Origin of the sequence: Spirosoma oryzicola (assembly GCF_021233055.1) — a bacterium.
GTDB lineage: Bacteria > Bacteroidota > Bacteroidia > Cytophagales > Spirosomataceae > Spirosoma > Spirosoma oryzicola.
This window is the reverse complement of sequence record NZ_CP089538.1, coordinates 5,139,320-5,154,504: the sequence shown is the minus strand read 5'-3', so window position 1 is coordinate 5,154,504 and position 15,185 is coordinate 5,139,320. Positions and strand designations below refer to the sequence as shown.

Genomic DNA, 15,185 nt, shown 5'->3' with positions numbered 1-15,185 from the left:
TTTACGAAGCGTAGGCTTAAGTAAATAACGTCAGAGAACGATTCTACTCTGTTTCGGCTAGCTATCGTCAAAATTCAGTCTTTGGATTAACTACGGGCCAACGTCTCTAACCACCGCCCATAGGCGTCCCGGTAACCTTCCTGAGCGCGCATATCGGGCTCAATAGTTTTGACCACGTGTAAACCCGCGAATGCTTCCTGCGCGTTTTTGTAATAGCCGAGTCCTAACCCTGCACCCCGAGCGGCTCCCTGAGCACCATCCGTATTGTATAGCTCGATAGCCGCTCCCGTCAGATTGGCGAGGGTATCGCGGAAAAGGGGACTCAGGAACATATTTGCTTCGCCCGCCCGGATGGTTTGTAGGCCAACCCCTACGCTTTCCATAACCTGAATGCCGTAATAGAACGCGAATACGATTCCTTCCTGGGCCGCCCGGATGAAATGGGGTAAACCATGTCGCGTTAGTTGCAGCCCGTGAAACGAAGCTCCTAAATCCGCATTTTCGAGAATACGTTCGGCACCATTTCCAAACGGCAAACAGATGAGACCATCGGCTCCAACGGGCGCTTCGTGCGCCAGCACGTTCATCTCGTCGTACCCGATCGACCGGCGCAGGACCTGGTTGCGTAACCAACTGTTCAGAATGCCCGTACCATTGACGCACATCAGGACGCCGTATCGGGGAGCTGCGCTGGTGTGGCTGACGTGAAGAAACGTATTAACCCGAGATTTTGGATCGTAGCTGAGCTGATCACTAACACCATACACAACACCCGACGTTCCGGCAGTGGCCGCAATCTGGCCCGGTTCCAGTACGTTCAGGGAGAACGCATTGTTGGGTTGGTCACCAGCGCGGTAGGTGACGGGTGTGCCAGCCGCAAGGCCGAGTTCGCTGGCTGCCGATGCCGTAAGCTCACCCTGTGGCGCAAACGTTGGTTTAAGGGTTGCCATTAGTGACGAATCGAACCCGTAATAATCGAGTAGAAACTGTGCTGGTTGATCTGCCTGAAAATCCCAGAGTACACCTTCCGACAAACCTGAGGCTGTCGTCACGATCTCGCCGGTCATCCGAGCCGCCAGATAATCGCCGGGAAGCATAAACTTATGGACTTCGGCGTACACGTCAGGTTCGTTCGCTTTCACCCAGGCAAGTTTGGCCGCCGTGAAATTGCCCGGTGAGTTTAGCAGGTGTTGAAGCGTGCGGTCATGGCCGAGATCATCGAACGCCCGATTGCCGAAGGGAACCGCCCGGCTGTCGCACCAGATAATGGACGGACGCAGTACGTTAAATGCTTTGTCAACAACGACCAGCCCGTGCATCTGGTACGAAATGCCGATGGCTTTCACGTCTTCGGGCCGGACATTGGCTTTCTGTAAAACGGATTTACTGGCCAGACAAGCGTTGATCCACCAGTTTTCGGGCTGCTGCTCGGCAAAACCCGGCTGGGGCGCTTCAATCGCCATTTCGGTTTGGGGGAAAAAAGCGGAAGCCACCGCTGTACCACTTTCGGCGTTAACGAGAGACGCTTTAACGGACGAACTACCTAAGTCGAAGCCAATAAAATACATGAAATCAGGGTTGAGGTTTATCGTTTTCGAAAAATCAGCCCAAGCTGCTATGTATAGCTATGGATAAATCAACGAAAACATTTTTCGATGCAAAATACGCAATCCGTACAGACATTAACACAGTGCCACTACCTCAAACTAAGCAACTCATTTCGAAAAGCAGGTGCGATTTTTGTTTCTTTGTACCCTGAAACAAGCCCATTGCGCCTATGAGTCCGGTCCTGGATATGACCATCGACGAACTGTTCGACCAATTCGATAAACTCCGCGTCCTGATTATAGGCGATGTCATGCTCGATTCTTACGTGTGGGGGCGCGTTGAGCGTATCTCTCCCGAAGCACCCGTACCCGTCGTTACGGTTGACCGGCGTGAATTGCGGCTTGGTGGAGCGGGCAACGTATTGCTGAATGTACAGGCTTTGGGAGCCGAAGCAATTATCTGTTCGGTCATTGGAACCGACGAACCCGGTGACCGGCTTGTTGGTGAACTGTGCGACCGGGGGTTGAACTGCGACGGACTTATTCGCAGCGCCGAGCGAATCACGACCATCAAGGAACGGATCATTGCGAGTTCGCAACAAATCGTACGGGTCGATACCGAAACTGACAAATACATCACTACCAACGAGCGCAGCCAGCTAATCAACAAGATAAAAGAACTGATTCCGACCTGTCACGTCGTTATTTTCGAGGATTACGATAAAGGCGTTCTGAGCGAAGAATTGATTACCGAAGTTACCGATTTTGCGAATGCGCAGGGGGTTCCGACGGTCGTTGACCCAAAGAAACGAAATTTTCTGTCGTACCGAAATACGACATTATTCAAGCCAAATCTGAAAGAATTACGCGAAGGATTAAAGCTCGAATTTGACGTAGATAACGCCAATGAGTTTGAGTCGGCTGTCGACGAGTTGAAAACGAGACTGAACGTAAAAGGAGCGTTGATCACGCTTTCGGAACGGGGCGTATTTATTGACTTCAACGGTGAAAAGCACAAACTGCCTGCTCATATCCGCAAGATTGCCGACGTGTCGGGGGCGGGCGACACCGTCATCAGCATTGCCGCCTGTTGCGTAGCCCTGAAACAATCACCTGCTATCATCGCCGGATTATCCAATTTAGGCGGAGGGCTGGTTTGTGAATCCGTCGGCGTAGTACCGGTTGACAAAACGCAATTAAAAGAAGAAGCCAAAGAATGCCTGTAACGTGGAGATCCTGTCCGCAGAGAAGAGAACGGGCTAGAATGAAGCCCAAAATCTATTCACCTGCGGACAGAATGTCCACGTTACATTTCTTTTACGGCATCCACGAAGCAACGCGCCTTGTCGGGATCTGTATCCGGATAAATGCCGTGGCCCAGGTTGGCAATGTAATGCTGGTGCCCGAATCCGTCAAACATACGCTTGACCTCGGCGCGTATCTGCGCAAAATCGGCGTAGAGAACACACGGATCTAAGTTGCCTTGCAGCACGCGGTCTGGAATCAATTGGCGGGATTCGTGCGGGTCCATGTTCCAGTCCAAACCAACCACATCGCAACTCAACTGACCGATTTCCTGCCGGGCAAAAAAAGCGCCTTTTGCAAAGACCGTTATGGGTACATCGGTAATCAGATCACAGATTTGTTTGAGGTAAGGCAACGAGAAGGTACGGTACTGTTCAGGCGAAAGAATACCCGCCCACGAATCAAAAAGCTGCACCAAATCGGCACCCGCCCGTATCTGAGCCTGCAAATAAGCAATCGTACTGTCGGTAATCTGCTGAAGCAAGGCGTGGGCAAAATCAGGGTCGGTATACAGCAGCTTCTTCGCTACCGAAAACGTCTTGGAACCCTTACCTTCGGTCATGTAGCAAAAAATGGTGAACGGTGCTCCGGCAAAACCGATCAGCGGTACCCGGCCATTCAGCTCTTTTTTGGTCAGCTTGATCGCATCCAGCACGTAGCCCAGGTCACTTTCTGCATCGGCGACGCGCAACCGGCTTAAGTCGCTCATCGTGCGAACCGTTTCAGGAAAAACGGGTCCCCGACTTTCGATCATCTCATACGGAAGGCCCATGGCTTCGGGTATGACCAAAATATCGGAGAAAATGATAGCCGCATCAACGCCGAACGCATCGACCGGTTGGATCGTTACTTCAGCCGCCAGCTCGGGCGTTTTGGCCAGCGTAATAAAACTGCCTGCCCGCTCCCGGACGGCTCGGTATTCGGCTAGCACACGACCTGCCTGCCGCATCATCCAAACCGGCACGCGCTCGGTTAATTCGCCCCGCGCCGTGCGGAGAAATAAGTCATTTTGTAAAGTCATGGTACAAAGATAGGCTTGAACAGCGATTCGTCTGATTATCCTAATTAGTCTGACTAATTTTGTGCTTTCTTAGTTATCAAATTTTGTTAGAGGGAAACATCGGATGCCTTCACTTTTTATTGACGCCGAACGGTTACGTGATTTAAATAGCGGTCTTGGTCAGGTCTGTCTGCACTTAGGGCATGAGTTAGTTCGCCAGCGTCCTGACTCATGGAATATAACCTTTCTGGTGCCCAAAGGGCAGGCCGGAGTTTTTGGCGATTCCGTCGATTACATTGAAGCATCGTGGCAGCGTAAACTCTGGATTCCTCCTCACCCTAAAGTGGGCCGGTATGATGTTTGGCACTGTCTGCACCAGGATTCGGTATACCTGCCCATACGGTCAAAACTGATGCTGACGATTTATGATTTAAATTTTTTGGAACGAGCCGACTATTCGGTTGAAAAAAAAGCGCGTAAACTGGCGCGGCTTCAGCGTAAAATTGACCGGGCTACGCTGCTGACGGCTGGGTCGGCCTATACGGCTTCGGTGGTGCGGGAGCATTTGCGCATTCCCGAAACGTTACCGTTCAAAGTCGTGTATACCGGTGTTGCCGTCAGTGAGCAGGATGTACAACCTGATGCACTACAACCGGCTTTTCTGACCGGCGATGACAAACCGTTTTTTCTGTTTGTGGGCGTTATCCATCCAAAGAAAAACGTTCATACGCTGCTGCCGCTACTCGAAGCGTTCCCGGATTACCGACTGGTATTAGCCGGACCGGATCGCCATCCGTACGCGCAGCATATTCGCGAACAGGCGCAGAAGCTCGGCGTTGCTGATCGACTCGTCATGCCCGGCCCAGTTGATGAAGCTACCAAACTGTGGCTCTACGCGCACTGCGACGCGTTTCTGTTTCCGTCGCTGTCCGAAGGATTCGGTTTGCCGGTAGCCGAAGCCATGACCTTTGGCAAGCCTGTGTTTATTTCTGATCTAACCAGTTTGCCCGAAGTAGGCGGTAAAGAAGCGTACTACTTTGAGAATTTTGAACCAGAAAGTATGGCGAAACTGATCCACGACGGACTTCACGATTTCGGTCAGAACCCGTTACGGCAGGAGCGATTGCGCCGGCGGGCCGCCAGTTTTAGTTGGCCGAACGTAGCCAGTGAGTACTGGAACCTGTACAAAGGCATCGTGGCCGGAGAACAGTTCGTATAAGCGGTAAGCCATTGATGCGAAAGCGGGGCGTCCCGAAAGGACATCAATGCACAGCCGGTCACGCTAATCCTGTAAATCCCGGTTCATACTAGTTTGTGTAAGCCATGAAAACATACCTTCGATTACTTTCTTTCGCTAAGCCGCTAGGCCGCTTTCTTGCGCCGTTTGTGCTAACGTCCCTGTTCGCCAGCGTGTTCGGTGTGTTGAATTTTACGCTGCTGATTCCGTTGCTGAGCATTCTGTTCAACCAGGTGAATCCGGCGCAGATGCAAAAATTTCTGAGTCAGCCAGCGCCAACGTTGATAACATCGCCTACGGCAGCATTCAACTACTATTTCGCCCAGGTTTATGAGCAATACGGGAAGATTGGTACGCTTCAATTCGTCTGCGGTGTCATTGTCCTGTCGGTACTGCTCAGCAATGTGTTCAAATATTTGTCGGTTAGGCAACTGGAGTCGTTCAAGGCGCGCATGGTAGCCAAGCTGCGGGAGACTGTATTCGGTCAGACGCTTCGGTTGCACCTGGGGTTTTTTTCCAATGAGCGAAAAGGGAACCTTATTTCCCGCATCACCACCGACGTACAGGAAGTCGAAAATTCGATTGCCAACTCGCTTTCGGCAGCGTCGAAAGAAGTATTTCTGCTGATCGGCTACATCATTGCGTTGTTGAGCATTTCGGTGAAGCTGACCTTATTTGCCATCATTGTCATCCCCGTTTCGGGCGGTTTTATTGCCACGTTGGTTCGTAAAATGAAGCGTGATGCGCAGGAAGGTCAACAACGGCTGAGCGGTCTGGTGAGTTTGCTGGACGAAACCTTCGGGGGAATGCGCGTGGTGAAAGGCTTTGTGGCCGAAGGGTTCATCATGGATAAATTCCAGCGCGAAAACGAAGGATACCGGCATGCGGTGCGGTCGCTGGCAAACCGGCGTGAACTGGCTTCGCCTTTCTCGGAAGTTATGGGCGTAGCTGTCGTTGCTGGTATTCTGCTGTACGGTGGCACGCTGGTATTGAGCGGGCAGTCAGATCTGATGGCGTCTGAGTTTATTACCTACATCGCCATTTTTTCGCAGGTAACGCGTCCAGCCAAAGATATTTCAAATGCGTTTAGTGGATCGCAGCGGGGCCTGGCTTCGGGCGAGCGGGTGCTTGAGCTAATCGATACAATTCCTGTCGTTCAGGATAAACCGGGTGCGGTAAAATTGGGTGATTTCCAGCAAAGTATTTCGGTCAGGAACGTATCGTTTGCTTATAACGCCGATACGCCGGTTTTGCGTGATGTTACCTTTGATCTACCTAAAGGCAAAACGATTGCGCTGGTCGGGGCGTCGGGTGGCGGAAAATCGACCATCGCCGACTTGGTTCCCCGCTTTTACGATCCAACCGGCGGACAAATTTTAATTGATGGCGTCGATCTACGCGATTGTACGATGGAATCCCTACGGGCGCAGATGGGTATCGTGACTCAGGAAAGCATTTTGTTCAACGACACGATTTTCAACAACATCGCATTCGGTAGTGCGACTACGGAAGCCGACGTGATGGAAGCCGCCCGGATTGCCAATGCCCATGAGTTTATCATGGCCCAGCCGGACGGTTACCAGACGGTTATCGGTGACCGGGGCGGAAAACTATCGGGAGGGCAGCGGCAACGCATCAGCATCGCCCGCGCTATTCTAAAAAATCCACCGATTCTTATTCTCGATGAGGCCACTTCGGCGCTTGACACTGAATCCGAAAAGCTAGTCCAGGAAGCGTTAACGCGTTTGATGGCTAACCGGACAACGCTTGTTATTGCCCACCGACTCAGCACGATTCAACATGCCGACGAAATTTTGGTGGTGAATCAGGGACGTATTGTTGAACGGGGGCGGCATGATGAGCTACTGACGGTAGATGAAGGCTTTTACCGCAAGCTGAGCACCATGCAAAATGTATAAAAGTGTCGCCATGGAATGGTGTTGCTTACAGCGAGGTATGTAATTTACCGATATTTTTTTGCATTAAATTACTGTTGAAAATTGTTATTAAGCGGTTGTTTTGGTGCCACTTGATCAAATAACTTCAAATTAGCCCGAAAATATTTCAGAAGCCGAAAACCGTAGGGTGCATTTCCGCGTAGTTAGTGTCAGTTTCTCGATGACCGGGAAATAACTCCACTAAACAGTTAATACACTCAATGGAAAAACTACCAAACGACCCAACGGTAACCCCGCAGGGCCTGACCGGTAAAGCCTCGGCCGCTCTCGGACGCCGTGTGTTTATGCGCTACCTCGGCGCTACTGCAGCAGCAGGTGTTGTACTAAGTGCTTGTCACGATCAAGTTGTTGATCCAACTGCGGCTAGAGGTTCAGCTCGTGCCGGAGAAGCCATCGACTTGGGTGATATCGGTTCCAAAGACGTAAACGTTCTGAACTATGCGTACGCTCTGGAACAACTGGAAGCCGCTTTCTACTCAGAGGTGATTAAAATGCCTTACATGGGTATGAACGGGTATGAAAGAGCCATTCTGACAGACATCCGCGATCATGAGATCATCCACCGCGATTTGTTTAAAGCGGCTCTGGGCAGCGCAGCCATCCCTGGTTTGACGCCGAACTTTAGCAGCATCAACTTCAACAGCCGTGAGTCAGTTCTAGGTACAGCGCGCGTTTTCGAAGCAATTGGTGTTTCTGCTTACAATGGTGCTGGTAAATACATCACAACGCCTGACTATCTGATACTTGCTGGTAAAATCGTTTCGGTAGAAGCGCGCCATACCGCCATTATCAGTGAACTGATCAAACCACAGACCATGTCTTTTGCCGGTGACGATATCGTTGCGGCTGCTTCTGGACTCGGTGAAGCTCGGACGCCGGAAGAAGTGTTGACACTCGTTCGGCCTTATGTTCAAGAAATTCTTAACGGTAAAAACGGACGTCGTGCATAACCACCAATAGCCATGAATCTACAAAACATACTTAATGAAATTGAGAAGGTTGATGCTGACGTATTCGAACGGGTAGCGCATGTATCTCGTCGTCACGTTTTCCAAAACCTACTCAAAAAATCAATCAAAGCCGCAGCGCCCGTAGCGTTGGGTGCGGTCTTGAACAACGCATACGCACAGAACAGCTCTGTCGCTGACGTACTTAATTTCGCGCTGACGCTCGAATACTTGGAAGCCGAATTCTACAATCGTGGTCTGGCCACCGGTGGTCTGATTACGGGTATGGAAGGATGGAACACGTTCCAGCAGATCGCCAAGCACGAAAACGCACACGTAGCGTTGCTGAAATCGGCTCTGGGTAGTGCTGCTATTATGAAGCCTAACTTCGACTTCACGGCTAAAGGTGCTTTCCCAGATACGTTCTCGAACTACCGGACGTTCCTGACGCTGGCTCAGGCTTTTGAAGATACGGGTGTTCGTGCTTACAAAGGCCAGGCTGGTAACCTGATCAGCGCACCAGACGTGCTGACAATTGCGCTACAGATTCACTCGGTAGAAGCGATGCACGCAGCCAAAGTTCGCTACCTGAACGGTGGTCGTGGATGGATCGTAGGTGCTGAAGGAGTACCAGCTGCTGTCTATGCGGGTGAAGACGTTCGCATGCAGGGTGGTGTAGATCTGGTAGAACTGACCAAACAAAACGTAAACCGCGTCACGGAAGCATTTGACGAGCCGCTCACGAAAGCACAGGTGTTGGCGATTGCTACCCCGTTCTTAGCGTAAATTAGTGGAGTTAGTAGTAAGTTGGGGAGTTACCGATCAAGTTCGGTTAACTCCCCAACTTTTTTATTGAACTGGTGTAGCGGTTACGCTACGCAGGCGCATAGCCGACCCTTTTTCGAGGTTGTTTTGTGGATTGAGCAAACAAATCTGATTGATAATACCGCTCCATCCGGCATGCCCGTTCAGCGTAATTTCATACGTTCGAAATTGGCCATCCCCGATAATCGGAAAGTCGATCTGCCGATCCGGGCCGTCCAGAAAATCGTAATCTTCGGGTTTGCGCCAAACCAGCCGAGCCGTAGTTGCCTTTGTGGTAAAAGCGGCCTGTACGTAGATTTTTGGCACGTCGGTGGGCTTCCAGTAAACAAATGGGCTGCATACCCGGAAGTTAGCCTTAGTCGTATCTGCGCGCTGCCAACGAACGTTCAGTTCATTCTGGATGGGCCAGCCTTTGTCATGAACATTGTAGTAATACCAGCCCTGACGGTCATTGGTAAATTTGAAGTTAGGAACCGTTTCGGGACGGGGCTGGCTGTAGACATACTGCCGAATGTCGGTCAGTGACCCAAGTATCAGCGTGTACTCAAACTCATAAACGCCGTTGTAATCGATTTGCATGAACCCATCAGCGTTCATGTAGAAACTGGCAACATCGAACTCCTTCCCGACACGTCCTGAACCAAACCCGTTTGTTTTAAACCGAAATTGATTGGGTTGGTACAAACCAACACCCCGCCCTTCGGCATTGAGCAGCGCCGTCCAGTTTTCGGTGGTATAATGACTGATCATGTCGCGCTCCGACAGCTCGGTAACGGCACCGTTTGTAAAAGGTTGATTGCCCTTGTAAGTGACCATGCGATACCACGGTGCATTAAGGTAAACACAGGGCATTTCCTGCGTACGGGCGTCATACTGATTGGTGTCTGCCCGGTTGACGGTTGTACGGCTGCGTACGTGTACCGTGTTGTCGCGCAACTCAATCCAATGCTCCATAACACAGTCCGCTGGTTCATCGAAAAGGGGCCAGATCAACGGAATGGTCTTAACGTACAGCGTATTTTGTCCCTGCTGATAGCTGACGACCCGCGCCGGGTGATTGTAATAATCGCCCGTTTGAACCGGATTCCAGCCTAGGTTACGCCAGAAATAAACCGGATCTTTTCCGTTCACTGAGTAGGGGTAAGGACCCGCGTAGAGGGATGTTTGCAGTTGTCGTCCCAGGTCATAGTTGTTAACCATGTTCTCTGAACTCCCTGCTTCAGACAGGTAACCAATAGCACCGCCCATGTTCAGGTCAATGGCAAGCTTGACTTTGTCGTTGTTGATAAACAGGCGATTGGGATTGACGGGTTGTGTCTGCGGAGGCTGAGGGTCGGTTGGTGCGGTGGGTGGCATATAAGGTGCCGTTGCGGGAAAATCGCGTACGCAGCTGAACGACAGCGCACCAATGAACAGACAGAGAGCCTGGAAAGCAAAGTAAGTTGAGCGCATACATTAAAAACAGATTAATCCAAAGGTAGGTCCGGAGCCCTCATTTTTCAATTATTCTTAGTTACTGACCGATTTATACGCTGTGGTTTAACCAGTTTCTAAAATTCTCCTTTTCCTTTCGCTCGTAAACCCCTAATTTTGCAGGATTTTTGACCACCCTGCATTGCTTTGGTTGTCAATAAGCCTGCGTTCGTCACTAGTTAACCGTTCATCATCCATTCGGGACCGCCCGATTTGCTCTTGTGGTAAATTCGTCGGTGCGGTTCATTGCCTGCTGAAAAATGCCTAAAAACGCTCAAATCCGCTCGGTTCTTATTATCGGTTCTGGCCCTATCGTTATCGGACAGGCCTGTGAATTTGATTATGCCGGTTCACAAGCGGCCCGTTCCATTCGGGAAGAAGGTATTGAAGTTGCCTTGATTAACTCCAATCCGGCCACAATTATGACTGATCCGATCAACGCCGATCACGTCTATCTGATGCCACTGGAGAAAAAATCTATCGTCGAAATCCTGAAGAAACATCAGGAAATGGGTCGGCCCATCGACGCTGTCCTGCCGACAATGGGTGGCCAAACAGCACTGAATCTGGCTATCGACTGCGATAAGGCAGGTATTTGGGAAAAATACGGTGTAAAGATTATCGGTGTCGATATCCGCGCCATCGAGACAACAGAAGACCGGGAGAAATTTCGGTTGCTCATGCTTCAGCTGGGCGCGGGTGTGTGCAAAGGCCGCACGGCTCGCTCGTTCCTCGAAGGAAAAGAAATTGCGCAGGAAATCGGCTTTCCGCTGGTTATCCGTCCGTCGTTTACACTTGGCGGTACGGGTGGCGGCTTCGTCAATACCCCCGAAGAGTTTGATAAAGCACTGACCAACGGTCTGCATGCGTCGCCGGTACACGAAGTACTGGTCGAGCAAAGTGTGATGGGCTGGAAAGAGTATGAGCTGGAGTTGCTGCGTGACCACAACGGCAACTTCGTGATTATCTGTTCGATCGAAAACTTCGATCCGATGGGTATTCACACCGGTGACTCGATCACGGTAGCGCCCGCGATGACGCTGCCCGACACGCTTTATCAGCAAATGCGGGATCTGGCTATCCGGGTTATGGGCGGTATCGGACAATTTGCGGGCGGCTGTAACATTCAGTTCTCTGTAAATCCGCAGACCGACGAAATCATCGTCATCGAAGTAAACCCACGGGTAAGCCGTTCGTCAGCTCTGGCTTCGAAAGCGACGGGTTATCCTATCGCCAAGATTTCCGCCAAGATGGCCGTTGGTTATAACCTCGACGAACTGATCAACCCCATCACGGGTACGACCTCGGCCTTCTTCGAGCCAGCAATCGACTACGTGATCGTGAAAGTGCCGCGCTGGAACTTCGACAAGTTTCCGGGTGCCGATCGTTCGCTGGGCTTACAGATGAAGTCGGTCGGTGAGGCTATGGGTATTGGTCGCAACTTCCAGGAGGCTTTGCAAAAAGCCTGTCAGTCGCTGGAGATTCGCCGGAATGGCCTCGGTGCCGACGGTCGCGAACTAGCCGACCGGGAAGCGCTTCGCCAAAGTCTGGCGCATCCGAGCTGGAACCGTCTGTTCCATATTTACGATGCGTTTAAAGCCGGAATGTCGTTCCGTACGATTCAGCAGCTGACTAAAATCGATCCCTGGTTCCTACACCAGATCGAGGAGTTGATCGAGCTGGAACGCGAGATGGAACAGTACGATCTGGACGATCTGCCGCCTGAATTGCTGCGCATTGCCAAGCAAAAAGGGTATGCCGACCGTCAGCTGGCTCACCTGTTGCAGGTTAGAGAAAGCAAGATTTATGACTACCGTCAGAAGCACAACATTCGTCGCGTGTTCAAATGCGTGGATACCTGCGCAGCTGAGTTCGAAGCCCGTACGCCGTACTACTACTCGACGTTCAACAACCAGTTGCCGATCACGACCGACCGTCCAGAACCCGTTTCGGATCTGCCCGGTAACGAGTCGATTCGGTCGAATCGGAAAAAAATCGTCGTGTTAGGGTCGGGGCCAAACCGTATCGGACAAGGAATTGAGTTCGATTACTCGTGTGTTCACGGGGTGTTGGCGGCAAAAGAAGCGGGTTACGAAACGATCATGATCAACTGTAACCCCGAAACGGTATCAACTGATCCCGACATTGCCGACAAACTGTACTTCGAGCCGGTCTTCTGGGAACACGTTCATGCGATCATCATGCATGAGCAGCCGGAAGGTGTGATCGTGCAGCTGGGTGGACAAACGGCACTCAAGATGGCCGAGAAACTGACCCGCTACGGAATCAAAATTATCGGTACAAGCTGGGAAGCGCTTGATCTGGCCGAAGATCGGGGTCATTTCTCGGACATGCTGCGCAAGCTCGACATTCCGTATCCGAAATTCGGAACGGTACGGGAGTCGGAAGCCGCTATTGAGTTGTCGCGAGAGTTAGGCTTTCCGCTGCTGGTTCGTCCAAGCTACGTGTTGGGTGGACAAAACATGAAAATCGTCATCAACGAAAACGAGCTTGAACAGCACGTGATGAAGATTTTGAGTGATATTCCAGACAATAATATTCTGCTCGACCACTTCCTCGAGAATGCCATTGAAGCCGAAGCCGACGCAATCTGCGACGGTGAAGATGTGTACATCATCGGGATCATGGAGCATATCGAACCGGCGGGCATTCACTCGGGCGACTCGTACGCGGTGCTACCGACGTTCGATCTAAGCGATAATGTGATCCGGCAAATTGAAGAGCACACCAAGAAGATTGCGGTGGCGCTCAAGACGGTTGGTCTGATCAACATTCAGTTCGCCATCAAGGACGAGGTGGTTTACATTATCGAAGCGAACCCACGGGCCAGCCGGACGGTACCGTTTATCTGCAAGGCGTACCAGGAGCCGTACGTAAACTACGCGACGAAGGTGATGCTGGGCGACAAGAAGGTAAAAGACTTCGAATTTAAACCGGTCAAGAAAGGCTACGCCATCAAGATTCCGGTATTCTCGTTCAGCAAGTTCCCGAACGTAAACAAGGAACTCGGCCCCGAAATGAAGTCGACCGGCGAAGGAATCTACTTCATCGATGACCTGACGGACGATTTCTTCCAGAAGATCTACGCTGAACGGAATCTGTATCTAAGCCGGTAGTGCAGGCTAATCTGTAAACAAGAAGTGGTGTCGGTTTCTCAAAACCGACACCACTTCTTGTTTACAGATTAGTTGACGAATCGCTGTTCGTTTAGAAGCCTAAACCAACGGCCATTGCCCGCGCCAGAAGAGGAAAATCAGCAACCGCAGTGGCCTGTCCTGTTCCCAGGTTTATCTGGTATACTTTAGTGACCTGCTGCGCCGAAGAACCCGTCTGCACCTCCGTTCGTAACAGTGCGTAAGCCATATTGCTACTGCCGCCAATATCGAAGCCCGTAGCGCCTTCAATGTTTACGCCCAGTTGTCCTACCGTCACCAGCCCACCATTGTTTGGCGGATCTTGCCGAACGAGACGGTCAAGCTGAGAATCCAAATCGTACAGTACAGTTGAGGTTGCACCCGCAAAGTTGTTAGTGTAGGCGGCTGCCGTAATCGCACCATTACCGGAGCCGGAGGTATAGGCTAAAGTTCCATCGATAGCGGCTACTGTTCCGTCATTGGGGTTAAGCCGGAGATTCTGACCAGACGAAGTGACCAGTCGAATGCGGTCAACGGTTGGGTTGAAATCAAAACCAACGTCGGTACCGGTTATTGCTGGTGAGAAAGGTCCCGAACCTACCATTGTTGCTGCTCCACTTGATGTATTGATCGTGTACAGGCGGCTCGTGTTACTGACGGCGTAAAGCTGGCCGTTCGCTGGCCGGAAATCGATTCCGTAAATCATGTCGTTCGGTGCCAGACCCGTCAGGGTTTTTGATACATAGCTGCCTGGAGATGTTGGGTTGAAAGTAATCAGGTTGTTGAACCGATCAATGGCATAAGCGACGGGTTCCGTTGGAATGGCCAGACCAACAATACTCGTTGAGCCGGGCAGATCGCCCAAACGTTCGATGCGACCACTCGTCAGGTTGACCTGATAAAGTCCCTGAGTCGTACCGCTGATCAGCGTAGCGATAGCACTGCCGTCGGGAGCAATGTCGAAGCTGCCCGTACCGGCAATATCAACGCCCAGCGAGCCAACTTCAACCAGGGTGCCGTTGTTTGGCGGGTCCTGCCGGTATAATTTGTCGGTTACGGGGTCAATGTCATATAACGTCGTTGTCGTAACACCCGAGCGATTGTTCGTGTAAGCCACTCCTGAAACCGCTACGTTGGGTACACCATTGATAGGGCCATCGACAATCATCACGGCCCCCGTTTCTGGGTTCAAGCGTAAATTCTGTCCTCGGTTGGTAACTAACCGGATACGGTCAACAGTTGGATTAAAATCGAAGCCTACCACATCCCCGTTGATACCGGGCGAAAACGGTCCTGAACCGAGGGCTGTTGCTGCGCCGTTTGTCAGGTTGATCGCGTAAATCCGGCTTCCATTACTTACCGCATAGAGCTGACCGGTGGCGGGCCGAAAATCAATAGATACTAGTCGTTCATTGTTTAAAATTCCCGTGATGCTGATTGTTCCCATGTTTACGCCAGGGTTCTGCGTGTTTAGCTTTAGCAGCTGATTGTTGTCGGTCAACACGTAGAACATGTAATCAGCGGCCAGACGGGCGTTGGCCGTAGAAGCACTCGCTGGTTCGAGTTGGGTTTGCGTGTCCCGGCAGGCGTTGAGTGTTACAAGGGAGCCAATCGCCAGCGTTCCAAACAGAATGCGGAAAGGTTTGCTATTGAACATAGTAGTAAGGAAAAGTTTTCATAATCGCTTATAACAGCACGAGTTATACGGTGAAGAACCTCAGCTGGATTGGTTTAGATT

Annotated in this window: 10 protein-coding genes; 6 read left to right on the top strand and 4 right to left on the bottom strand. The window is 51.3% G+C overall.

The features are described 5' to 3' along the window. Window positions 1-86 precede the first annotated feature (86 nt). Entirely contained in the window at window positions 87-1,568 is a 1,482-nt protein-coding gene (locus LQ777_RS21740) for a xylulokinase (RefSeq protein WP_232560039.1), read from the bottom strand. Between the two features lie 209 nt (window positions 1,569-1,777). Between LQ777_RS21740 and LQ777_RS21735 the strand changes: the two genes are divergently transcribed. Next, window positions 1,778-2,773, top strand: a complete 996-nt coding sequence (locus tag LQ777_RS21735; protein ID WP_232560038.1) for a bifunctional heptose 7-phosphate kinase/heptose 1-phosphate adenyltransferase — start codon at window positions 1,778-1,780, stop codon at window positions 2,771-2,773. Between the two features lie 80 nt (window positions 2,774-2,853). Here the strand turns inward: LQ777_RS21735 and hemE are convergent, their stop codons facing one another. Next, window positions 2,854-3,873 (bottom strand): uroporphyrinogen decarboxylase, encoded by a 1,020-nt coding sequence (gene hemE, locus LQ777_RS21730; RefSeq protein WP_232560037.1) that lies wholly within the window; start codon window positions 3,871-3,873, stop codon window positions 2,854-2,856. A 103-nt stretch (window positions 3,874-3,976) separates the two neighbouring features. Here hemE and LQ777_RS21725 point away from each other — a divergent pair, with 103 nt between their 5' ends. The 4 genes from LQ777_RS21725 to LQ777_RS21710 all read left to right on the top strand — a co-directional run bounded on the left by LQ777_RS21725 (window position 3,977) and on the right by LQ777_RS21710 (window position 8,780). Continuing rightward, a complete protein-coding gene (locus LQ777_RS21725) occupies window positions 3,977-5,071 on the top strand; it encodes a glycosyltransferase family 4 protein (protein WP_232560036.1) in 1,095 nt (364 codons plus the stop codon). A 104-nt stretch (window positions 5,072-5,175) separates the two neighbouring features. Then, the gene (locus tag LQ777_RS21720; RefSeq protein WP_232560035.1) at window positions 5,176-7,008 is read left to right on the top strand and encodes an ABC transporter ATP-binding protein; all 1,833 of its coding nucleotides are present in this window, start codon (window positions 5,176-5,178) and stop codon (window positions 7,006-7,008) included. Window positions 7,009-7,247: 239 nt separating this feature from the next. Then, on the top strand, window positions 7,248-7,997 hold the full coding sequence (locus LQ777_RS21715) for a ferritin-like domain-containing protein (protein ID WP_232560034.1): 750 nt from the start codon (window positions 7,248-7,250) through the stop codon (window positions 7,995-7,997). Between the two features lie 12 nt (window positions 7,998-8,009). Beyond that, on the top strand, window positions 8,010-8,780 hold the full coding sequence (locus LQ777_RS21710) for a ferritin-like domain-containing protein (protein ID WP_232560033.1): 771 nt from the start codon (window positions 8,010-8,012) through the stop codon (window positions 8,778-8,780). Window positions 8,781-8,843: 63 nt separating this feature from the next. Here the strand turns inward: LQ777_RS21710 and LQ777_RS21705 are convergent, their stop codons facing one another. After that, the gene (locus LQ777_RS21705; RefSeq protein WP_232560032.1) at window positions 8,844-10,271 is read right to left on the bottom strand and encodes a hypothetical protein; all 1,428 of its coding nucleotides are present in this window, start codon (window positions 10,269-10,271) and stop codon (window positions 8,844-8,846) included. A gap of 281 nt (window positions 10,272-10,552) precedes the next feature. Here LQ777_RS21705 and carB point away from each other — a divergent pair, with 281 nt between their 5' ends. Next, window positions 10,553-13,429 (top strand): carbamoyl-phosphate synthase large subunit, encoded by a 2,877-nt coding sequence (gene carB, locus LQ777_RS21700; protein ID WP_232560031.1) that lies wholly within the window; start codon window positions 10,553-10,555, stop codon window positions 13,427-13,429. A 91-nt stretch (window positions 13,430-13,520) separates the two neighbouring features. Here carB and LQ777_RS21695 read toward each other — a convergent pair whose 3' ends face one another. Next, on the bottom strand, window positions 13,521-15,104 hold the full coding sequence (locus LQ777_RS21695) for a DUF4394 domain-containing protein (RefSeq protein WP_232560030.1): 1,584 nt from the start codon (window positions 15,102-15,104) through the stop codon (window positions 13,521-13,523). Window positions 15,105-15,185 lie beyond the last annotated feature (81 nt).